The organism is Mycobacterium sp. E1214 (assembly GCF_001666755.1).
In the GTDB taxonomy this organism is placed as follows: domain Bacteria; phylum Actinomycetota; class Actinomycetes; order Mycobacteriales; family Mycobacteriaceae; genus Mycobacterium.
This window is the reverse complement of sequence record NZ_LZJC01000151.1, coordinates 44,052-65,538: the sequence shown is the minus strand read 5'-3', so window position 1 is coordinate 65,538 and position 21,487 is coordinate 44,052. Positions and strand designations below refer to the sequence as shown.

Here is a 21,487-nt window from a genome sequence, read left to right as displayed (position 1 = left end):
AGCACGCCGTCCGCCAGTACGTCACCGCGCACTCCCGAGACCCGGAGCTGAGCCCACGGGCGATCGCCGCCGCGCTGGGCTGGTCGGTGCGGCAGATCCAGCTGGCGTTGCAGCAGGCGGGCACCACGACCAGCGAATTGATCCGCAGCGCCCGGGTAAACCGCGCCGCCGACCTGCTGCGCGGGTCGTCCCCGGGCACGACGATCACCAGCATCGCCTTCGAGAGCGGGTTCCGCTCGATGAGCACGTTCGAGGCGGTGTTCAAACAGCATTTCGGGGTGACGCCGCGCGAAGCGCGCGCCTTAGCCCACCAGCCCGTCGATGATGTCCGCGGCTGAACCCGGCTGCGCCGCAGCAAAACCCGATCCCGCCCACAGCGCGACGCCGTGCGGATCGCCCATCTTCAGCGCGGCGGCCTGCAGCGGTGCCGTCATGGCGGCGACTTGGGGAAACCCGAAAACGGCATGGCGGTCGTAGGTTTGAGTGAACCGGTTGCGCAGCGCCCGCCCGTAGCGACCGGTGAACGCGCGGGTCACCACCGTCCCGGCGAACGCCGGACTGCGAAGCGCCGCACGGTAAACCGCATTCGTGCCGGCCTCGTCGGCGAGGAGGAACGCGGTGCCGAGTTGCACCGCGGCGGCGCCGGCGTCGAAGAGCCTGCGCGCGTCCGCGCTCGTCGACACTCCGCCGGCCGCGACGACGGGACACTCGCAGCAGCCCGTCAGGTTGGCCACCAGCTCGTCGAGCGGATCGTCGGGCGGCACGGCACGCGGGTCGATGGTCGCCCGGTGCCCACCCGCGGCCGGCCCCTGCGCCACCAGGGCATCCACCCCGCGGCTCAGCGCGCACAATGCCTCGTGCACCGTGGTCACGGTGGCGACGTTGACGACCCCGACCGCGCCCAACCGCCGGCATTCCAGCCTGCTCGGCAGGCCGTAGGTGTAGGACACCACCTCGGGCCGCAGGTCGTAGACGACCTCGAGCTTGGCGGCCCACTCGTCGTAGTCGTGGCGCGGTTCGCCCAACACCACCCCGTAGTACTCGGCCTCCGCCTCCAGAACCGCCGCGTAGGCGTCGATCTCTTCCGCCGAGCCGACCATGCTGCGTTGTGGCACCAACAGGTTGACGCCGATCGGGCCGGATGTGAGAAATCTGGTGGCCTCGATCGCGTCGGCGAGGTCCTCGGCGGACAGTTTGCCGCCTGCCAGGAACCCGAGCCCACCGGCGTTGCTGACCGCCGCGGCCAACGCCGGTGTCGATGGTCCGCCCGCCATGGGCGCGCACACCACCCGCGTGCGCAGGTCCGCCAGCGAGAATCGATCGAACACGTCAGGCGCCCGGCGATTCCGCGCCGCTCATGGCCGACATCGACCTGAGCGCCTGCCCATCGACGATGACCACGCTGTCGCCGTCCATCCGGATCCAGCCGCGGCTTTCGAAGTCCAGCAACGTCAGGTCGACCGTCTTGGGGGCCACGCCCACCAAACGCGCGAAATCGGTGATCGTCAGGTCCTGCAGCACCCGCACCGCGCCTTGCTCTTGCCGGCCGAACCGCTGGCTGTACAGGAGTAGCCGCCCGGCGATCCGCCGTTCGGTGTCGGAGAACGCCACGTCCACCAGCGAGTCGGTGGTGCGCTTGACCCACCGTGCGAACAGGCGCAACACCTGGTCGGTGACCTCCTGGCGTTCGGCCATCCAGCGCAACAATTGCCGGCGTTCGATCGGCACCGCGACGACATCGGTCAGCGTGGTGACGCTCAATTCGTTGGCCTCGGGGTCGAAAAGCGTGATGGCGCCGAAGATTTCCGACGGCCCGAGGACGGCGAGGACCACTTGCTGACCGTCGTGGCGCCGGCAGCAGACCTTGACCTTGCCGGAGACGATCACGTACAGGCGCATTCCGAAGTCGTCTTGATCATCGAGGACGCAGCCGGGCGGGAAGGCGGTCGGCTGCAGGCGCTTCGCCATGACCGACGCCGCAACGGGGTCCGTCTTGGCCAGAATGCCCGACGCGAAGAGCGCCTGGCGGACGTCGTAATCGGCTGTGACAGAGAGGGTCTCAGGAGTTGACCGCGCCCTCGGCGACGGCGTCGGCGCCACCGGCCGGTCGGCACCGTCGCGATCCACCGCGGGCACGATGCATCCGGGGTGGGCCGCCGCCCACCACAGCGACGCCGCGATCAGCAACACCAATGCCACGGCCACCGGCGCTACGCTCGTCACCCCACCGACGCTATGCCGGCCGCCAGCAACGGCCTCGCCGTCGCACGCAACCTTTTTCCCGAATCGCGCAGGCCGCTCCGCGCGGGGCGGCGACCGAGGTCAGCCCACCGGGCCGATCAGCGCGCCGCTGTCCTTGAGGGCTTGAATCTGGCCGTCGGTGCAGCCGAGCTCTTTCAGAATCTCTTCGTTGTGTTCGCCCTGCCGGGCGGGCAGTTGGTCGTCGAGCAGCCCGTCGTGGTCGCTGAAATGCCATGGCGGGGCGGGAATGGTGATCACGCCGCCGTGACGATCCGACACCTCGCGCGTCGTCACCCAGCCCTTGGCCCACTCGGTCTCGTTGAATTCGACGGCATCGCGCAACCGGCCCGTGGCGACCTTGGCCTCATCGAATTGTGCGTCGAGCGAATCCATGGAGTCAAAGCCGTAGATCCAGTCTTGGACGATGGCGTGCAGGGCCGCGGCGTTGCGGCGGCGCAGCTCCACGGTGCGGAACCGCTCGTCGTCGGCGAGATCGGGCCGTCGCATGGCGCGCAGGTAGAAGGGGAACGTCATGGTGCCGACGAGACTGACCGGCGCGACGAACTCCACGCCCTCCGGGCTGGTGAAAAACGGGCAGTCAGTGGCACCCAGAATCGGCGGCTCCGCACCGATGTCCAGGCCGGACAGGTCGTAGTGGATACGTTCGTTGATCGAGGTGAGGACGGCGGCCATGGCCACGTCGACGTATTGTCCCTGCCCGGTCACTGTGCGCCGTTGCAGCGCGGCCAGCACCGCGATGGCGCCGTGCAGACCGGCGTAGACGTCGCCGTGCGACAGCGAATCGGATCGCCGCTCGTTGCCCTCGACGTCGAACTGGCGCAACGTGTTTGCGGTGAAGCCGACCTCGGCCTGGACGGTGGGCGCGTAGGCGCTTCGGGTGCGCCACGGCCCCGACTGTCCGTAGCCGCTGATCGAAACGTAGACCACGGCGGGATTGCGGGCCGCTACCGATTGGTAGCCGAGCCCGAAGGCGGCCAGCGCACCGGGGCGAAAATTCTCGACGATGACATCGGCGGTGTCACACAGCTGACCCACCGCGTCGCGGGCGGCGGGCACGTTCAAGTCGATGCTCAGGTTCCGTTTGCCGGCGTTCTGCTGCGCGTAGTACCCGCTGATCTCACCCTGCCGCGGATACGCGACGCGGCTGATGTCTCCCGCGGGCGGCTCGATCTTGATGACCTCGGCTCCGAGATCGAGCAGGTGCTTGGTGCAGTGCGGCCCGGCGAGCACGCGGGTGAAGTCGACGACCCGGACTCCGTCGAGTGGCAGCGTCATGGTCAGCGCCCCTCGAAACGCGCGGCGCCGGGGCCGTTCGCCGCCAGGGACGACAGCCCACGCTTGAGGTCTTCGGATTCCCAATAGGGAGCCTGCAATTCGTGCATCGCGTCGTCGGCCGCCGCGACGCCGTGCGCCAGGGTGTAGGACACGATCGCCTTGGTGGAGGCGTGGGCGATGGTGGGCCCGTTGGCCAGTTCCTGGGTGATCGACATGCTGACGTCGGCGAGTTTGTCGTCGGGCACCACCCGGTTGATGATGTTCCAGCGCTCCAGCGTGCGGGCGTCATAGCGGCGCGCCAGCAGCACCATTTCCTTGGCGCGCGCCGCGCCCGCCCGCTGGGTGATGCGCTGGATGGCGCCCATGAGCGGGTTGAGGCCGAGTGTTGCTTCCACACAACCGATCTTGGCCGATTCGCTGGAGATGACGAGGTCGCACGCGAGCGCGATCTCGAGGCCGCCGCCGACGGTGACGCCGTGGATCGCGGCCACGATCGGGATGGGCAGCGTGTCGAAGGCGCGTAGCACCCCGACGACGTCGAAGTCCGGTGCGACTCCCCGGTCCGCGCTTTCGAAGAGCGTGACATCGGCGCCCGCGCAGAAGTTGCGCAGCCCGCTGTTGAGCAGGACCGCCCGCGCGCCCTGGTCGGTGGCCCACCGCAGGCCGTCCAAAAGGCCGGCGATCAGCGCGTGCCCGATGAAATTGTGCGGCGGATGCTGCATGGTCAGGACGGCCACCGGACCGTCGAGCCGCCGTCCCACCGCCGGGGTGTCCGGTCCGGGTACCACCAGTCGCGCGGGCGCCCCGCCGGGTGTGTCCACAGTCGTGCTCATCGCGGAGCTTCTCTCACTCGGTTCAGTATGCCGTTCGTCATACTTATTACTTCCTATCAGCTCTGTGTTCCTCGCGCAACGCTAAACTTCCCTATGCTGCTCGGCCTAGTCACCGGGCTGCGGCCCTACACTCACGACGCGGCGCGTCGCCAAGCCGGGCCGTCACCGGTTCGCCGACTTTGCCCGAAACGCGCACAAGATGCCCGCGTAGGCGCACGCCCACCGAACAACGGCCGGGCACACGGGCATTCGCACTTAGGCTGGCCGTGAGCCCGTGCCAGCTTGGTTCGCGGCAGCCCAGACGCAACGAAAGAAGTCGCCCGTGGTCGACGGCCAACGCACCAACTCGTGACGGCGCAGACCCGATGCCGAAGGAATCTGACGAATGACATCGCTTCTCGCCAAACGATTTGCCGTACACAGGTCTGCGTTGGCCGGTTCCGCTGACGGTGGCTGGCTGCGCCCCGGCCAACACGCCGTGATCACCGGCGGTTCGTCCGGGCTCGGGCTCGAGCTGGCCCGGCAGCTCGCCGGCCGCGGGCTGGCCATCACCTTGGTCGCCCAGGACCCGCACCGCCTGAGCCGCGCCCGCGAGCAGGTCACCGCCGGCGCGGCGGGCGCCCGCGTGACGACGCAGTCCGTCGACGTCAGCGATCCCGAAGCTGTCGAGGCGGCGCTCGACGAGGTCCGCGCCGCCTCGGGTGGCATCGACGTGCTGATCAACTCGGCGGGCATCCTGCGGGAGGGATATTTCGAGCGGCTCACCCACGATGACTTCCGCGCGGTCATGGACGTCGACTTCTTCGGTGTCGTCAACGCGACGATGGCATGTCTGCCCTACCTGAAGGAGAGCCGCGGGCATCTGGTCAACGTCAGTTCGATGGCCGGCATGCTTGGTGTCTTCGGCCTAACCGCCTACGCCGCCGCCAAACACGCCCTCAACGGCTTCACCGACTCGCTGCGCATCGAGATGGGACCCCAGAACGTCACGGTGCAACTGGTGTGTCCACCCGAGTTCGACTCGCCGATGGTGGCGACACTCGACACCTATCGCACCGCGGAAAACCGCGCGATCGTCAAAAGCGTTCCGCCACTGAGCGTCACACAGGTGGCCCGCGAGACCATCCGGGGCATCGACAAGCGCGAGCCGCTCACCATTCCGGGCATGGCGAGCCGCCTGACGTGGCGCGCGTCCCGTTACGCACCGGCGTTGTTGGACCGCTATTTTCAGCGTCGGCTCGCCGCCGTCTACCGCGGACCGATGTCCGCCGAGGCGGCGCGGTGACGGCGCCCCTACCGCGATACTACCGAAACCCCCTCCCGCAAACGACTTTCGCTGACGAAGGAGTCACCATGGAGATCAGCGTATGCAGTTATCTCTCCGACGGCACGGCGTCGTCGATCGATAACTATCTCGAGCGTGTCCATCGGCTGCGCGACTTGGGTTTTGACCGCGTATGGTCACCGCAGCTGCCCTGGGAACCCGACCTGGCGAGCGTGCTGGCGGTGGCTTTCCGCGAGGTCCCCGACATCGAGATCGGCGCCGCGGTGCTGCCCGTCCAGGTGGCGCACCCGATGATGACCGCGCAGCGCGCATTGACGCTCAACGTCTTGTCCAACGGCCGGTTCCTGTTGGGCCTGGGCGTCAACCATCCCGGTATGAGCGAGGAGCTGTGGGGAATCCCCTGGGAGAAGCCGGTCCGGCTGATCAACGAGTACCTCGACGGGTTGCTGCCGCTGCTGGCCGGGGACGCGGCGGACGCGGTTGGCGAGCGGATCACCACCCGCGGGTCGTTGCAGATTCCCGGGGCGCCAACGCCGCCCGTCTATATCGCCGCCATGGGCCCGCAGATGCTCCGCCTGGCCGGCCGGCGCACCGCCGGCACGATCACCTGGATGACCGGCCCGAAGACGTTGGCGACGCACATCGGTCCGGGCCTGCGCGAGGCCGCGGCCGCCGCCGGCCGGCCCGAGGGATCGGCGAAGGTCATCGCCCTGCTTCCCGTCTGCGTCACCGATGACGTCGACCGCATGCGCGCCAAGGCCGCCGAGCAGTTCGCGATTTACGGGACGTTGCCGTCCTATCGCGCGATGCTGGATCGCGAGGGGTACGCGGGCCCGGAGGACACGCTGCTGGTCGGTGACGAAGCCACCGTGTCCGACCGCATCGAGGAGTTACGCAACGCGGGGGTGGACGAGTTCGCCGGTGATCCCTTCGGCGACAGCCCGGAGAGTATTGCGCGCACTGAAGAGCTGCTGCGCGACGTCAGGCACGCCGAAGCGCGACAACCCACCGGATGACGCGGGCACAGGGGGTATTCGGGTGAGATCGAACATCGCATCGTTGCGTCAGTCGGCCCAACGACCGGGCGCCGGCGGCGAGGTCTTTCGGTTACGCCGAACCGCGCAGCCACTGCAGGCTCCGCCGGAGCGCGCGGCGGCCCACACCGGCAATCGGACCGCGTGATCATGCGTAACGAGTGCACCGAGATGAGCCCGGACCTGACCGCTCGTTTCGAGCGTGATGCGATCCCGCTTCTCGACGACTTGTACGGCGCCGCAAGGCGTTTGACCCGCAATCGGGCGGACGCCGAGGACCTGGTGCAAGAGACCATGCTTAAGGCCTACCGCCAGTTCCACACGTTTCGTGAGGGCTCCCGGCTGCGGGCCTGGCTGTGCCGCATCATGCACAACACCTGGATCAATAATCACCGCAAACTGTGCTGCCGTCCCACCGAGCACCTGAGCGGCGACATCGGAGACTGGCAACACCTGGCGCGCCGGCGCCATTACGAGCCGTCGTATTGCCGGCCCGCGGAGCTCGACGCGCTCGAGCGGGTGCCGGACCGCAAGGTGATCGACGCGCTGGAGGCGTTGCCCGAGACCCTGCGGATGACGGTGTACTACGCCGACGTCCACGGCTACCGGTACCGCGAGATCGCGGACATCCTGGACATTCCCATCGGGACGGTGATGTCGCGGCTGCACGCGGCCCGGCGCCGGTTGCGCGAGTCGCTGGCCGACGTCGCCCGGGATCACGGCTTCGACCGTGCTTGACCAGGATGGCTATCTGGGCCTATTCGGCGGTGCGGGAGCTGCGCTGTCGGAGGCCGAGTGGATCGCGCACGCGAACAGCGCTCTGCCAGGCAACCTTTCGGCGTTGCGGGCGCGGATGCTCGAGGGCTCGCGCGCGCAGCGGTGCTTGCGCGTCTGCTACGAGCCGGGGCCCGGCTCGTACAACTTCGTCGGGCTCAGCGGGGGCGCGATCGCCGAGATGCTCGATCAGGCCGTGACGCACTGCGGTTCGCTGGTCACCAGCCACCCCTGCCCCACGCTGACGATGACGGTGAACTACCTGCGCGCGGGCACCGGCGCCGTCTTCGTCGCCGACGCGCGCGTGGATCAGGTGACGAGCGCCACCGTATTGCTCAGCGGGGAGCTGTCCGACTCGCGGGGCAGGCACATCGCGTCGGCCTCGGCCGTCTCACAGCTGATCAAGGACATGACGCGATTGGCATGACGCCCGCTCGGTGACCTGTCGATGCACTGCCCTAGCCGCCGGCCTGCGTTTGCGCACCCGAGGACCGGGCTGCGCGCTGCCGTTGCCTATTCTGCCGACCAGGTGGGTACCGGGCCAGGCGGCCGTCGCGAATGCGCCGTTCCCCTGGCGGCGGGGGGCGCCGCAATTCTGGTCGCGCTCGCGCTGATGCCGCCGCGGCGGCGGCCGGTGTGAGCGGGGAAGCTACAGCTCCCCGGCGTCCATCGCTTCCTTGACCTCTTGCGCGTGCGCGACCTGGTCGGGGGTGTAACCGATGAGCAGTGCCGCGCCGCCGACGATGACGGCCACGCCCGCCACCCACAGCAGACCGTAGGTGTAGCCGTGGTCCAACGCGTGCAGCTGCGCCTCGTTCATGAACTTCACCGGGCCGGTGGTGCCGCCCAGGTACAGGGTCCGCGAGGTGATGACGGCCTGGATGACCGCCAGCACCAGCGGCCCGCCCAGGCTCTGCAGCATCAACGTGACCGCGGACACGGGGCCGATCTGGTCGAAGCCCACGCCGGCGATCGCGGACAGCGTGAGCGGGACGACGGCCATGCCGATGCCGATGCCGCCGACCACGATCGGCAACACCAGGTTCGGGAAGTATGCGACGCCGCGGTGCATGAACGCCCAGCCGTAGAGCATCGCCCAGAACAGCAGGATGCCGCCGCCGATGGTCAGCACCCGCGGCGAGAACCGCGACACCAGCTGCGAGGAGATGCCCAGCCCGATGCCCATGGCGATGACGAACGGGATGAAGCCGACGCCCGCGCGCAGCGCGCTGTAACCCAGCACGTCCTGCACGTACAGGCCGATGCAGACGGTCAGGCTGAACATCAGCCCACCGGCCAAGAAGATCGCGATGAAGGTGACCAGCCGGTTGCGGTCCCGGAACAGGTCGAAGGGCACCACCGGATTCTCGGCGGTGCGCTCCACGACGATGAAGGCCAGGCCGGCGCCCAGTGCCACCACACCGGACCCGATGGTGGTGATCGACACCCAACCCTTCTCCGGGCCCATCGAGAAGGCGAATACGGCCGCGGTGCACGCGAGGGTAGCCAGCATGGCCCCGGTGGCGTCGAGCTTCATTCGTTCGCGGTGGGTTTCCCGCAGCGCGGTGCGGGCGAGGTACATCATCACGAGGCCGATCGGCACGTTGACCAGAAACGCCAGCCGCCAGGACACCTCGGTCAGCGCCCCGCCGACCACCAGCCCCATCACGGAGCCGATGGCGGTCATCGCCGCGAACACCGCCGTCGCGAAGTTACGTGCCGGGCCCTTCGGGAACGTGGTCGCCACCAGCGCCAGACCGGTCGGCGAGGCGATGGCCGACCCGACGCCCTGGGAGAGCCGCGCGATGACCATGGTCACCTCGTCCCAGGCAACGGCGCACAGCACCGACGAGATGGTGAACAGGGCGACGCCGACGATGAACGTGCGCTTGCGTCCGATGGTGTCGCCGAGCCGGCCGCCGAGCAGCATCAGGCCGCCGAACGTCAGGACGTAGGCGGTGATCACCCAGCTGCGCCCGGCGTCGGACAGGCTCAGCTCGTTCTGGATCTTGGGCAGCGCCACGATGGCGACGGTGCTGTCCATGGTCGCGAGCAATTGCATGCCGCCGATCGCGATGACCGCCGCGATGAACCGGCGCGACGGTAGCCAGGCGGGGTAATACTTGCTGATCCGAGTGGCGGCGGTCTTCGCCGGCGGCTTCGCGGCGGTCTCCGCCGGGAACATCGCGCGCGCGGGGGCCGGACGATCGGGGCGCGCAGAGGTCCAGTTCTGGACAGCGCGCTCGGAGTCGTTGAGAGCCGTCATAAAGGGTTACCTTACAGTAATCTTAAGAACCGTTTAAGCCCCGAACGCCGCGACCGCCCCGATGATGACGATTGCGGGAGGTCGGATACCCTCCGCCCGGATCTTTTCCGGCGTGTCGGTGAGGGTGGCCCGCAAAGTGCGCTGAGCCGCCGTCGTACCCTCCTGGACCACCAGGACCGGTGTATCCGCTGGTCGGCCGCCTTTCAGCAGCGCGTCCACGAAGAGCTCGATGCGCTCGACGGCCATCAGCAAAACGATGGTCCCGCTCATTGCGGCCAACGCATCCCAATTCACTAACGATTCGGGATGACCGGGTGGGAGATGGCCGCTGACCACCACGAACTCGTGATTTACGGCCCGATGAGTCACCGGAACGCCCGCCAGGGCGGGCACCCCTATGGCACTTGTCACACCCGGCACGACGGTCACCGGGATCCCCGCGTCGACGCACGCCAGCACCTCCTCGTAACCGCGCGCGAAGACGAAGGGATCGCCGCCCTTGAGGCGGACCACGAAGCTGCCCGCGCGGGCCCGCTCGATCATGGTGTGGTTGATGGCGTCCTGGGCCATGGCCCGGCCGTAGGGGATCTTGGCGGCGTCGATGACCTCCACGTGCGGCGACAGCTCGGCGAGCAGCTCCGGCGGCGCCAGCCGGTCGGCCACCACCACGTCGGCCTGCGCGAGCAGCCGGCGCCCGCGCACGGTGATCAGCTCCGGGTCTCCGGGACCGCCCCCGACCAGCGCCACCCCGCCGCGGATCACGTCGTCGCCGGTGGCCGAGGTTTCGGGCGCGATGGCTCCCGTCTGCAGCGCCTCCCGGATCGCCGACCGGATGGCCGCCGAGCGGCGATGCTCGCCGCCGGCCAACACGCCCACCGACAACCCCGCGTAGCGAAACGACGCGGGGGTGACCGCGGTGCCCTCGACCGCGATGTCCGCCCGCACGCAAAAGATCCGCTGCCGTTCGGCCTCCGCGACCACGGCCGCGTTCACCTGCGCGTCGTCGGTGGCCGCGAGGGCGTACCAGGCGCCGTCCAGGTCGCCCTCGCGGTAGGCGCGCAACGACAGGCTGATCCCGCTCATCGCCTCGACGGCCGGGGTGGCGGCGCGCGCGATCACGTGGATGTCCGCGCCACTGGCGATGAGCAGCGGCAGCCGGCGCTGGGCCACGTTGCCACCGCCGACCACCACGACCTTTTTGCCCGCCAGCCGCAGTCCCACCAGGTAGGCGTTCTCGGTCACCCGGCAAGCCTAGTGGCTGCCCGCGGGCGTCCCGTCCCGCCGACCCGCGCGCCCGTAGCCCCGCGCCGCCGCGTGTGCGACGAACCGGCCGACGGCCTCGGGAGCCGCCGCGGGATGCGTGTGCAGGTACGACGCGTGCACGCCGGCGTGCACGGCGCCGTCGCGCGTCGGGTCCGCGCCGGAGGCCCCGTCGTGGACGCGGTACCGCCACGCCGGCGCGTAGGGCCGGTCGAACGCCACGACGGTGCGGTGGAATTCGTGCCCGACGACCCGCTGGCCCGCGGTGTACAGCGGCGAATCGGCCACGGCGACGGCCTCGCGATAGGCCAGGGTGAGGCGCGAGGTGAAGCGCGCCGACCCGGCCAGCACCCCGCACATCGGTTGCCCGTCGAGCTCGGCAGCCAGATAGATCAGCCCGGCGCACTCCGCGTGGATGGGCGCGCCGGCGGCAGCCAGCGCGTTGATCTGCCGGCGCACGGCGTCGTTGGCCGAGAGCTCGGCGGTGAACTGTTCGGGGAAACCGCCCGGCAACAGCACCGCGTCCGTCGCGTCGGGCAACGGGTCGACGAGCGGGTCGAACGCGACCACGTCGGCGCCCGCGGCGGCCAGCAGCTCGGCGTGTTCGGCGTAGCCGAAGCTGAACGCCTTGCCGGCCGCGAGGGCCACGGTGGCGCGCCCGGCCGCGCGCTCGACGCCGGGCGACAACGCGGCCGCGGGCTCCCAGGCGGCGTCGGGGACCCGGCTCGCGGCGACCGCCGCGACGGCGGCCACGTCGACGTGCCGGGCCACCAGCTCCGTCATCGCGTCGACGGCCGCGCGGGCCCGCCGCCCGTATTCCACGGCCGTCACCAGCCCCAAATACCTTGTCGGCAGCTCCAATTCGGCGTTGCGTGGGATGGCGCCCAGCACCGGGAGTCCGGCGTGTTCACAGCCCTGCCGCAAGACCTGCTCGTGCCGGGGCGAGCCGACCCGGTTCAGGATCACCCCGGCGATGCGCGTCGCCGGGTCGAACGTCGAGAAGCCGTGCAGCAGCGCGGCGACGCTCTGGCTCTGCCCGCGGGCGTCGACCACCAACAGCACCGGCGCGCCGACCAGCCCGGCCACGTGCGCGGTGGACCCGGTGGCCGGGACGCTCGGGGCAGCGCCGATGCGCCCGTCGAACAGGCCCATCACGCCCTCGATCACCGCGATGTCCGCGCCGCCGGCGCCGTGGGCGTACAGCGGGCCGATCAGGGCGTCGCCGACCATGACTGGGTCCAGGTTGCGGCCCGCGCGGCCGGCCGCGACGCCGTGATAGCCGGGGTCGATGAAATCCGGGCCCACTTTGAACGGCGCCACCACGTGACCGGCGCGGCGCAGCGCGCCGATCAAACCCGTTGCCACCGTGGTCTTTCCGCTGCCCGACGCGGGCGCGGCGATCACCACCGCGGGGACACTCACCACTCGATGCCCTTCTGGCCTTTGCGGCCGGCGTCCATCGGGTGTTTGACCTTGGCCATCTCGGTCACCAGATCGGCGGCCTCGAGCAGGCGCGGCGGGGCGTCGCGCCCGGTGATCACCACGTGCTGCTGGCCCGGCCGCGCGAGCAGCGTGTCGACCACGTCGTCGACGTCCACCCAACCCCACTTCAGCGGGTAGGTGAACTCGTCGAGCACGTAGAAGTCGTGGCGTTGCGCGGCGAGCCGGGCCGCGATCTCCCGCCAGCCGTCCGCCGCGGCGGCCGCGTGGTCGACCTCGCTACCCGCCTTGCGGGTCCACGACCAGCCGGCGCCCATCTTGTGCCATTCGACCGGCCCGCCCACGCGGTGCTCGTCGTGCAGGCGGCCGAGCCGGGCGAACGCCGCCTCCTCCCCCACCTTCCACTTGGCGCTCTTGACGAACTGGAAGACCGCGACGGCCAGCCCGGCGTTCCACGCCCGCAGCGCCATCCCGAAGGCCGCGGTCGACTTTCCTTTGCCCGCGCCGGTGTGCACCGCCAGCACCGGCGCGTTGCGCCGGGCCCGCGTGGTGAGGCCGTCGTCGGGAACCCGAACCGGGACACCTTGTGGCACAGCGCTACTCCTCTCCGTGCGCCTCAGGCGACGTCGCGCACCGCGCGCGTCAGGGACTCCGCGTGCAACTGTTCCAACCGGACCGCCGGCGCTCCGAGCTGGCGGGCCAGCTGCTCGGCCAGCCCGAGCCGCACGAACGACGTTTCGCAATCCACCACCACCGCGGCGGTGCCCTCGGCCACCAGGCGGGCCGCCGCGGCGCGGCTGCGGCCCAACGGGTCCGGGCCCGCGGTGGCCCGGCCGTCGGTGAGCAACACCACCAACGCGCGCCGCGCCCGGTCGCGCGCCTTCTCCCGGACGGTCAGCGCGCGCGCGGCCAGCAGCCCCTCGGCCAGCGGCGTGCGGCCGCCGGTATCGAAGCGGGCGAGCCGCCGGCTGGCGATGTGGGCGCTCGAGGTGGGCGGCAGCAGCAGGCGCGCCTCCTGCTGGCGAAAGGTGATGACGGCGACCTTGTCTCGGCGTTCGTAGGCGTCGCGCAGCAACGACAGGGTGGCCCCACCGACCGCGGCCATGCGGTCGCGCGCGGCCATCGAGCCCGACGCGTCCACGACGAAGATCACCAGGTTGCCCTCGCGACCCTCGCGGACGGCCCGCCGCACGTCCTCGGGCCGGGGCCGCAGCGGGCCGCGCCCGGCCCGCGCGGCGGCCGACAGCACGGTGGCGAACAGGTGCAGCCCGTGAGCGCCGGGGCTGGCGTCGTCGCCGTCGGCGGCCGCCACGACGCTGCCGGTGGCGTTGCGCGCCCGCGACCGGCGCCCGGGGGCCCCGACCCCCACCCCCGGAACCGTCAACGCCCGGGCGCGGAAGGTCTTCGACGGCGGCGCACTCGGCGTCGTCCGCGGCGCCGGCGCCGCCGAGCCAGGCCCCGAATCCTGCTGCGGCGCAACGTTTTCCCCGTGATCCGGCGCTCCACCGCCCGGAGGGTCGGGATCGGGCTCGGCGTCCGGTCCGCCCTGCGCCAACGCGTCGTCGAGCTGGTCGCGGTCGATGCCCGGGTCGTCGAAAGGATCGCGGCGGCGCCGGTGCGGCAACGCCAGCTCGGCGGCCACCCGGACGTCTTGCTCGGCAACGGTTGCGGCGCCCCGCCACGCGGCGTGTGCGACGGCGGTGCGGGCCACCACCAGATCGGCGCGCATGCCGTCGACGTCGAACGCCGCGCACACGGCCGCGATGCGGCGCAGCTCGGCGTCCGGCAGGTCCACGTCGGCGACCAGGGCGCGCGCCTCGGCGATCCGGCGAGCGAGATCGGCCTCGGCGTCGGCGTACCGCTCGGCGAACCCGTCCGGGTCGGCCTCGTAGGCCATCCGCTGCCGGACGACCTGCACCCGGACGTCGACGTCCCGCGAGGCCCGCACGTCGACCGTCAAGCCGAAGCGGTCCAGCAGTTGGGGACGCAGCTCGCCCTCCTCCGGATTCATCGTGCCGATCAGCACGAACCGCGCCTCGTGCGAATGCGAGATGCCGTCGCGTTCGACGTGCACCCGGCCCATCGCGGCCGCGTCCAGCAGCACGTCGACCAAGTGATCGTGCAGCAGGTTCACCTCGTCGACGTACAGGACGCCGCCGTGGGCGCGCGCCAACAGGCCGGGTGAGAACGCGTGCTCGCCGTCGCGCAGCACCCGCTGCAGGTCCAGCGAGCCGACCACCCGGTCTTCGGTTGCGCCCAAAGGCATTTCGACCAAGCCGCCGCCGGCGCCGCCGGTGGCGGCCGCCAACAGTGACGCGAGCCCGCGCACGGCCGTCGACTTGGCGGTGCCCTTCTCGCCGCGGATCAGCGCGCCGCCGATCTCCGGGCGCACCGCGCACAGCAGCAGCGCGAGCCGCAGTTGGTCGTGACCGACGATGGCGCTGAACGGGTACGGCTTCACCACAGTTCCGCCAGCCCAGAACCGGGCCGCAGCATCGGCACGTGCGGGACGCCGTCGTCGAGGAAGTCGTCGCCGTCCCGGACGAACCCGTGCTGCGCGTACATGTCCGCCAGATAGGTCTGCGCGTTGATCCGACACGGATACTTGCCGACCTCGGCCAGCGCAGCGCGCAACAACCGGGTGGTGTGGCCGAGGCCGCGGGCGCTGCGCTTGGTGCACAGCCGGCCGATCCGAAAGGCCTTCTGGCCGCCGGCGTGTTCCTCCATCAACCGCAGCGTGCAAATCACCTCACCCTCAGGCGTTTCCAGCCAGAAGTGCCGGGTCTCGGCCAGCAGGTCCCGCCCGTCCAGCTCCGGATACGGGCAGGCCTGCTCGACGACGAACACTTCCACCCGCAGCTTCAGCAGCTCGTAAAGTGTCTGCACGTCAAGGTCTTTGGCCCAGACGCGCCGCAGCGCTTCAGTCATGACGTTGCTCTTTCCCGTCGGCGGGACTCAGGCCCACATCGCTTCGCTTCGCATCGCAGACAGCGCAACTCATGACACCCCCGTCGGCGACGTTGTGGCGTGGGACGAATGCGGACCCGGTGGCGCCGCGCCGGGTTGCCGGTCCAACCCCAGCACCCGAGAGCTCCACGACCACACCTCGCCGTAGAGGGCCGGCTCCTGGGACAGCTGCACTCCCAGCGACGGCACCATCTCGGTGAGCGTGGGCGCCCAGGCGGGATAGCGGCCGGTGAAGCAGCGGCGCAACACGTCCAGGGCGATCGAGACGGCCGTCGACGCCCCCGGCGAGCCGCCCAGCAGCCCGGCGATGCCATCGGAGTGCAGCAGCGTGGTGCCGAAGTCCAACGCGCCACCCCTGCGCCCGTCCCGGCGAATCACCTGCACCCGCTGGCCGGCCACCGTCAGCTGCCAGTCCGAACCCGTTGCGGTGGGAATGAATTCGCGCAGCATGCGTAGCCGGTCCGGTGCCGAGAGTCGCAGCTGAGCGATCAGATAGCCCAGCAGCGTCCGCTCGGTGAGCCCGACGCCCAGCATCGACAGCGCGTTGTCCGGTTTCACCGACCGCGGAAGGTCGGTGAGGCGACCGTGCTTCAAGAACTTCGGGGACCACCCGGCGTAGGGACCGAACACCAGCCAGGGCTTGCCGTTGACGAAGCGCAGATCCAGATGCAGGGCCCCGAGGGGCGGGGCGCCCGCAGCCGGGGCGCCATACACCTTGGCGCGGTGCGCGGCGGTGAGCGCGGGGTTTGCGGCGCGCAGGAAGCGGCCGCCGATCGGGAAACCCGCGAAACCCTTCGCCTCCGCGATGCCGGACTTCTGCAACAACGGCAGGGCGTCACCCCCGGCCCCGACGAACACGAATTTCGCGTCGATGCGCCGCTTTTCGCCGGTGCGGCGATTGCGGAGCAGCAGCCGCCAGCTGCCGTCGGACTGACGGCTCAGGCCAAGCACCTCGTGCCCGAACAACGCCGTGGCGCCCGTGCGCACGCAATATCCCAGCAGTTGCGCAGACAACGCTCCGAAGTCGACGTCGGTGCCGTGCGGCGCCCAGTTGAGGGCCGTCGGCTCGGAGAAGTCGCGTTTGGCCGCCATGAGCGGCAGCCGACGCGCGAACTCACCGGCGTCGTCGATCAATTCGACGCCGGCGAACAGCGGGTTGTCGGCCAGGGCGCGCTGCCGGCGCCGCAGATAGTCGACGCGGTCCGCCCCGCGCACGAAGCTCACGTGCGGGACCGGGTTGACGAAGCCCGCGTCCGTCAGGATGCCGTTCTCCACGGCGTAGGCCCAGAACTGGCGGGTCAGCTGGAACTGCTCGTTGACGCGCACCGCTTTGCTGATGTCGATCGAGCCGTCGGGCAGCTGCGGGGTGTAGTTGAGTTCGCACAACGCCGAGTGCCCGGTGCCCGCGTTGTTCCAGGGGCTGCTGCTTTCGGCGGCGGCCGCGTCGAGCCGCTCCACGACGGTCATCGACCAATCCGGCTGCAGCCGGCGCAGCAACGCGGCCAGGGTGGCGCTCATGATGCCCGCACCCACCAGCACGACGTCCGTCCGCGCGGTACTGGCTAGCGATGACACCGGCGTGCTGGTCCTTCCCTCGGGGCGTGCCGGTCCCAGGTTATCCCGACGGGTACCGCGCGCGAACGGCGTGCGCCTCCCCCGGGGCAGCAAAGGCTCTAAGCTGGCTTGGTGAATGGCGGGGTGACTGGCTGGGAGCCCGACGTCCTGCCTGGTTACTGGCAGCGCACCATCCCGCTGGGCACGGACCCGGCCGGCGAGGGCGACATCGCCGCGACCCTGATCCGCCGCGGGCCGGCGCCAGGGCACGACGGTGCCGACACCGCGCCGCCGGGGCACGCGGTTTTGGCGGTGCACGGCTACACCGACTACTTCTTCCACACCGCGCTCGCCGAGCACTTCGCCGCCCGCGGCTTCGACTTTTTCGCACTCGACCTGCACAAATGCGGGCGTTCGCGGCGCGACGGCCAGACGCCGCACTTCGTCACCGACCTGCAGAACTACGACACCGAGCTGCAGGCGGCACTCGCCCTGGTCGCCGCGACCGCGCGACCCGCCAAGATCCTGATGTACGGGCACTCGGCGGGCGGGCTGATCGTGTCGTTGTGGCTGGACCGGCTGCGCCGCCGCGACCCGGCGGCGCACGCCACCGTCGGCGGGCTCGTGCTCAACAGCCCGTTCTTCGAGCTGCCCGGGCCCGCCGCGCTGCGCCATTCCGCCACGGTCGCGCTGCTCGCCGGACTGTCGCGAGTGCGGTCCAAGGGCGTGGCCCGGTCGCCGGGCGTGGGCGGTTACGGCACCAGCCTGCACCGCGACTATCACGGCGAGTTCGACTACAACCTGCAGTGGAAACCGGTGGGCGGCTTCCCGATCACCTTCGGCTGGCTGCACGCCGTGCGCCGAGGGCAGGCCAGGCTGCACCGCGGTCTCGACGTCGGAGTCCCCAACCTGGTCCTGCGGTCGGATCGCAGCGTGCGCGAAAGCGCAGACCCGACGTCCATGGAGTGCGGCGACGCCGTCCTCGACGTCGCCCAGATCGCCCGCTGGGCGGGCTGTCTGGGCAATCGCACGGCCATCGTTCCGATCGTCGACGCCAAGCATGACGTCTTCCTGTCGCTGCCGGCGCCGCGCAATTCGGCCTATCGGGAGCTGGATTGGTGGCTCGACGGCTACCTGCGCGCCACCGGGCCCGGCGCGGCGGTAGCGGCGCAAGAGGCATAAGGGGTCTTACGGCATGGAAACCTACGACATCGCGATCATCGGAACCGGTTCCGGCAACACCATTTTGGACGAGCGCTTCACCGGCAAGCGGACGGCGATCTGCGAGCAGGGCACGTTCGGAGGCACCTGCCTGAACGTCGGATGCATCCCGACCAAGATGTTCGGCTACGCCGCCGAGGTCGCCACCACCGTCCGGGACGCCGCCCGGTACGGCATCGACGCCACGGTGGACGGGGTGCGCTGGGCCGACATCGTCTCGCGCATCTTCGGCCGCATCGATCCCATCGGGTTGAGCGGCGAGGACTATCGCCGCTCGTCCCCCAATGTCGATGTGTACCAACAACACACTCGGTTCGGCCCGGTTCAGCCCGACGGGCGCTACTTGCTGCGCACCGACGGTGGTGACGAATTCACCGCCGACCAGGTGGTGATCGCCGCGGGATCGCGGCCCACGGTCCCGCCCGCCATCCTCGACTGCGGCATCGACTACTACACCAGCGACACCATCATGCGGGTCCCGGAGCTGCCCGAGCACCTGGTGATCGTCGGAAGTGGTTATGTGGCTGCGGAATTCGCGCACATCTTTACCGCGCTGGGCACGCGGGTGACGCTGGTGATCCGGGGTGGTCGGCTGTTGCGGCACTGCGACGACGCCATCTGCGAACGGTTCACCCGCATCGCCGCCGCGCAATGGGAGGTCCGCACCCATCGCAACGTCGTGGGCGGCACCAACCGGGACGCCGGGGTGACCCTGCAACTCGACGACGGGCGCACCCTGGACGCCGACCTGCTGCTGGTCGCGACCGGCCGGGTGCCCAACGGCGACCAGCTCGACGCCGAGCAGGCCGGTGTGGACACCGAGGACGGCCGAGTCCTGGTCGACCAGTTCCAACGCACGAGCGCGCGCGGCGTTTTTGCGCTCGGCGATGTCTCCTCGCCCTATCAGCTCAAGCACGTGGCCAACCACGAGGCCCGCGTGGTGCGGCACAACCTGCTGCGCGACTGGGACGACACGGATTCCCTGGCCAGGACCGACCACCGGCACGTGCCGTCGGCCGTGTTCAGCGACCCGCAGGTGGCCACCGTGGGATTGACCGAAAACCAGGCGATCGCAGGGGGTTTCGATATCTCGGTGGCGGTCCAGCAGTACGGCGACGTGGCTTACGGCTGGGCGATGGAGAACACGACGGGCTTTGTCAAGCTCATCGCGGAGCGCCACGGCGGCCGTCTGCTGGGCGCGCACATCATGGGTCCGCAGGCGTCGTCGATCATCCAGCCGCTGATCCAGGCGATGAGTTTCGGGCTGACCGCCCCCGAGATGGCGCGCGGCCAGTACTGGATTCACCCGGCGCTGTCCGAGGTCGTCGAGAACGCGCTGTTGAAGCTGTACTAGCGGGCGCCGGGCCGCTCGTCCTGGCAGCTGGGGCACAGCCCGTGCAACGTCAGGCCGGCCGCCTCGGACAACGCGAACGAGCTGCCCGCCATGGCGTGTTCGAGCGCGGCGCTGAGCTGGCGCGCGGGCACCTCGATCAGGGTGGCGCAGCGGGTGCACACGGCGTGATGGTGCGGCGCGGTGGCCAGACCGTAGGTGGTGACCCCGCCCTCGAGGGTCAGGGCGTGCAGCAGGCCCTGGTCGACCAGGGTGGTCACCGTGCGATACACCGTCGCCACGTCGGGGGCCTGCGCGCCGGGCGGGAGGCCCTCGCGGACCCGCTGGTGGATCTCGGCCACCGACAGGTGCCCGGCGATGGGCTCGAGCACGGCCAGCACCTGGATCCGCGACGTCATCCGCCGCAGCCCCCGGGCGCGCAGGAAGTCGCCGAGGCGCGCGGTGACGGAGGGGTCCAGGGCCGAGGGCTTGGGCGTCACCCGTTCAGTGTTGCGCCCGACGCCCCGGATCGCCAGTTCTGACGCCGATTCACCCGGCGCGGTCTCCTGCGACCGGGTTGCATCTGGGGTCGGCGGAACTTACAGTCGTGCCGGTTGCCCGCGAAGCTGGACGGACCTGGAAGGACCCCGGTGGCCAGTGCCGACGCCTCGACGTCTTGGATGGCCAGGGTCGGTGGCGCCTTGGCGCCGGCGGAGTGGGGGCGGCTGGCGTCGATGCTCGCGGTGATCGTCGCGCTGCACGTCATCGGCTGGTTCACGTTGGTCGCCCTCGTCGCACCGGCCCAATACACGGTCGGCGGCAAGGCCTTCGGCGTCGGAATAGGCCTGACCGCCTACACGCTGGGCCTGCGGCACGCCTTCGACGCCGACCACATCGCCGCCATCGACAACACCACCCGCAAGCTGATGAACGACGGCCAGCGCCCGCTGGCCGTGGGCTTCTTCTTCTCGCTGGGCCATTCCACCGTGGTCTTCGGACTGGCGGTGCTGCTGGCCTGCGGGGTCCGCGCGGTCGTCGGGCCGGTCCAAGACGACTCCTCCGCGCTGCACCACTACACGGGGTTGATCGGCACCGGCGTCTCCGGGGTGTTCCTGTACGTGATCGCCATCCTCAACGTCGTTGTGCTGGTAGGCATTGTGCGTGTCCTGGCCCGGCTGCGCCGCGGCGAATTCGACGCGGACGTCCACGGCGCGGAGCTGGACCGGCAGTTGGCCAACCGGGGACTGATGACCCGCATCCTTAGACCGTTCACCAGGTCGGTCACCAGGTCCTGGCACTGCTACCCCATCGGATTGCTGTTCGGGCTCGGCTTCGACACCGCCACCGAGATCGCGCTGCTGGTTCTGGCGGGCACCAGCGCCGCCGCCGGGCTGCCCTGGTACGCGATCCTGTGTCTGCCCGTCCTGTTCGCCGCCGGCATGTGCCTGCTGGACACCGTCGACGGTTCGTTCATGAACTTCGCCTACGGGTGGGCGTTCGCCAATCCGCTGCGCAAGATCTATTACAACCTCACCATCACCGCCCTGTCGGTGGCGGTCGCGTGGGTGATCGGCAGTGTCGAGCTGCTCACCTTGATGGCGGGGCAGTTCGGCTGGCGGGGCGCGTTCTGGGACTACGTCGCCGGACTGGACCTCAACGCGGTCGGTTTCTTCATCGTCGGCATGTTCGCGGTGACCTGGGCGGTGGCCGTGCTGGTGTGGCGGTACGGCCGCCTCGAGCAGAGGTGGGCGACGCGCGACACGGCGCGTTGAGCCGCCGAGACCCCCGTACCCGCGGCGACAGCGTTCACACGCGGACAACGTTTTTGGCCGCGAACCACTTCGCCCGCCGGACCACGACGCCACGCGCCGCACACATCTGGCCCCCGTCGTTTGCCGCGATATGCCGAGGGTAACCACCGGCTCAAGCGTCTAGCACTTGCGCTTCCCACGAAACCTCGACCCACGTTCCCCGGGGGTAGCGCCG

Annotated in this window: 19 protein-coding genes and 1 pseudogene; 8 read left to right on the top strand and 12 right to left on the bottom strand. The window is 70.2% G+C overall.

From position 1 onward, the window contains the following. Nucleotides 1-338 (top strand): helix-turn-helix transcriptional regulator (locus tag A5700_RS21410; RefSeq protein WP_156671341.1); only part of this gene is annotated, 338 nt, incomplete at its 5' end. Here the strand turns inward: A5700_RS21410 and A5700_RS21405 are convergent. From A5700_RS21405 to A5700_RS21390, 4 genes are all read right to left on the bottom strand, one after another. After that, nucleotides 303-1,274: a nitronate monooxygenase gene (locus A5700_RS21405; RefSeq protein WP_068064554.1), complete on the bottom strand. Its 972-nt coding sequence runs from the start codon at nt 1,272-1,274 to the stop codon at nt 303-305. The two genes, A5700_RS21410 and A5700_RS21405, sit on opposite strands and share 36 nt — an antisense overlap. A 55-nt stretch (nt 1,275-1,329) precedes the next feature. Next, entirely contained in the window at nt 1,330-2,223 is an 894-nt protein-coding gene (locus tag A5700_RS21400; protein WP_156671340.1) for a Crp/Fnr family transcriptional regulator, read from the bottom strand. A 99-nt stretch (nt 2,224-2,322) separates the two neighbouring features. After that, on the bottom strand, nt 2,323-3,537 hold the full coding sequence (locus tag A5700_RS21395; RefSeq protein WP_068064532.1) for a CaiB/BaiF CoA-transferase family protein: 1,215 nt from the start codon (nt 3,535-3,537) through the stop codon (nt 2,323-2,325). 2 nt (nt 3,538-3,539) lie between these two features. Further along, the gene (locus A5700_RS21390) at nt 3,540-4,370 is read right to left on the bottom strand and encodes an enoyl-CoA hydratase/isomerase family protein (protein ID WP_082960305.1); all 831 of its coding nucleotides are present in this window, start codon (nt 4,368-4,370) and stop codon (nt 3,540-3,542) included. Between the two features lie 430 nt (nt 4,371-4,800). Between A5700_RS21390 and A5700_RS21385 the strand changes: the two genes are divergently transcribed. From A5700_RS21385 to A5700_RS21370, 4 genes are all read left to right on the top strand, one after another. After that, on the top strand, nt 4,801-5,655 hold the full coding sequence (locus A5700_RS21385) for an SDR family oxidoreductase (protein WP_068064530.1): 855 nt from the start codon (nt 4,801-4,803) through the stop codon (nt 5,653-5,655). 68 nt (nt 5,656-5,723) lie between these two features. Next, complete coding sequence (locus tag A5700_RS21380; protein ID WP_068064526.1) at nt 5,724-6,671, top strand: TIGR03564 family F420-dependent LLM class oxidoreductase; 948 nt, start codon at nt 5,724-5,726, stop codon at nt 6,669-6,671. Nucleotides 6,672-6,839: 168 nt separating this feature from the next. Then, nucleotides 6,840-7,427, top strand: coding sequence for a sigma-70 family RNA polymerase sigma factor (locus tag A5700_RS21375; RefSeq protein ID WP_068064551.1), 588 nt, complete (start codon nt 6,840-6,842; stop codon nt 7,425-7,427). Beyond that, complete coding sequence (locus A5700_RS21370) at nt 7,420-7,890, top strand: PaaI family thioesterase (protein WP_068064524.1); 471 nt, start codon at nt 7,420-7,422, stop codon at nt 7,888-7,890. The genes A5700_RS21375 and A5700_RS21370 overlap by 8 nt, the downstream gene beginning before the upstream one ends. Nucleotides 7,891-8,112: 222 nt before the next feature. Here A5700_RS21370 and A5700_RS21365 read toward each other — a convergent pair whose 3' ends face one another. From A5700_RS21365 to mqo, 7 genes and pseudogenes are all read right to left on the bottom strand, one after another. Next, the gene (locus A5700_RS21365; RefSeq protein ID WP_068064522.1) at nt 8,113-9,729 is read right to left on the bottom strand and encodes an MFS transporter; all 1,617 of its coding nucleotides are present in this window, start codon (nt 9,727-9,729) and stop codon (nt 8,113-8,115) included. Nucleotides 9,730-9,751: 22 nt separating this feature from the next. Then, a pseudogene (gene cobA, locus A5700_RS21360) lies at nt 9,752-10,971 on the bottom strand (uroporphyrinogen-III C-methyltransferase). Between the two features lie 9 nt (nt 10,972-10,980). Beyond that, nucleotides 10,981-12,411: a cobyrinate a,c-diamide synthase gene (locus A5700_RS21355; protein ID WP_197502689.1), complete on the bottom strand. Its 1,431-nt coding sequence runs from the start codon at nt 12,409-12,411 to the stop codon at nt 10,981-10,983. Next, nucleotides 12,408-13,022 carry a cob(I)yrinic acid a,c-diamide adenosyltransferase gene (gene cobO / locus A5700_RS21350; RefSeq protein WP_068064515.1) on the bottom strand — a complete coding sequence of 205 codons (615 nt, stop codon included), beginning with the start codon at nt 13,020-13,022 and terminating at the stop codon, nt 12,408-12,410. Before cobO ends, A5700_RS21355 begins: the two co-directional genes overlap by 4 nt. 23 nt (nt 13,023-13,045) lie before the next feature. Then, complete coding sequence (locus tag A5700_RS21345) at nt 13,046-14,890, bottom strand: magnesium chelatase subunit D family protein (protein ID WP_068204994.1); 1,845 nt, start codon at nt 14,888-14,890, stop codon at nt 13,046-13,048. Beyond that, nucleotides 14,887-15,357 (bottom strand): GNAT family N-acetyltransferase, encoded by a 471-nt coding sequence (locus A5700_RS21340; RefSeq protein WP_068064513.1) that lies wholly within the window; start codon nt 15,355-15,357, stop codon nt 14,887-14,889. The genes A5700_RS21345 and A5700_RS21340 overlap by 4 nt, the downstream gene beginning before the upstream one ends. A 69-nt stretch (nt 15,358-15,426) precedes the next feature. Then, a complete protein-coding gene (gene mqo, locus A5700_RS21335) occupies nt 15,427-16,914 on the bottom strand; it encodes a malate dehydrogenase (quinone) (protein ID WP_068064544.1) in 1,488 nt (495 codons plus the stop codon). A gap of 180 nt (nt 16,915-17,094) precedes the next feature. Between mqo and A5700_RS21330 the strand changes: the two genes are divergently transcribed. Continuing rightward, the gene (locus tag A5700_RS21330; protein ID WP_068064511.1) at nt 17,095-18,132 is read left to right on the top strand and encodes an alpha/beta hydrolase; all 1,038 of its coding nucleotides are present in this window, start codon (nt 17,095-17,097) and stop codon (nt 18,130-18,132) included. A gap of 13 nt (nt 18,133-18,145) precedes the next feature. Continuing rightward, on the top strand, nt 18,146-19,525 hold the full coding sequence (mtr, locus tag A5700_RS21325) for a mycothione reductase (protein ID WP_068064508.1): 1,380 nt from the start codon (nt 18,146-18,148) through the stop codon (nt 19,523-19,525). On the opposite strand, the gene A5700_RS21320 is transcribed toward mtr, so the two are convergent. Beyond that, nucleotides 19,522-20,001, bottom strand: coding sequence for a Fur family transcriptional regulator (locus A5700_RS21320; protein WP_068064506.1), 480 nt, complete (start codon nt 19,999-20,001; stop codon nt 19,522-19,524). The genes mtr and A5700_RS21320 overlap by 4 nt on opposite strands. Nucleotides 20,002-20,181: 180 nt before the next feature. Between A5700_RS21320 and A5700_RS21315 the strand changes: the two genes are divergently transcribed. Next, the gene (locus A5700_RS21315) at nt 20,182-21,273 is read left to right on the top strand and encodes a HoxN/HupN/NixA family nickel/cobalt transporter (RefSeq protein WP_156671342.1); all 1,092 of its coding nucleotides are present in this window, start codon (nt 20,182-20,184) and stop codon (nt 21,271-21,273) included. Nucleotides 21,274-21,487 lie beyond the last annotated feature (214 nt).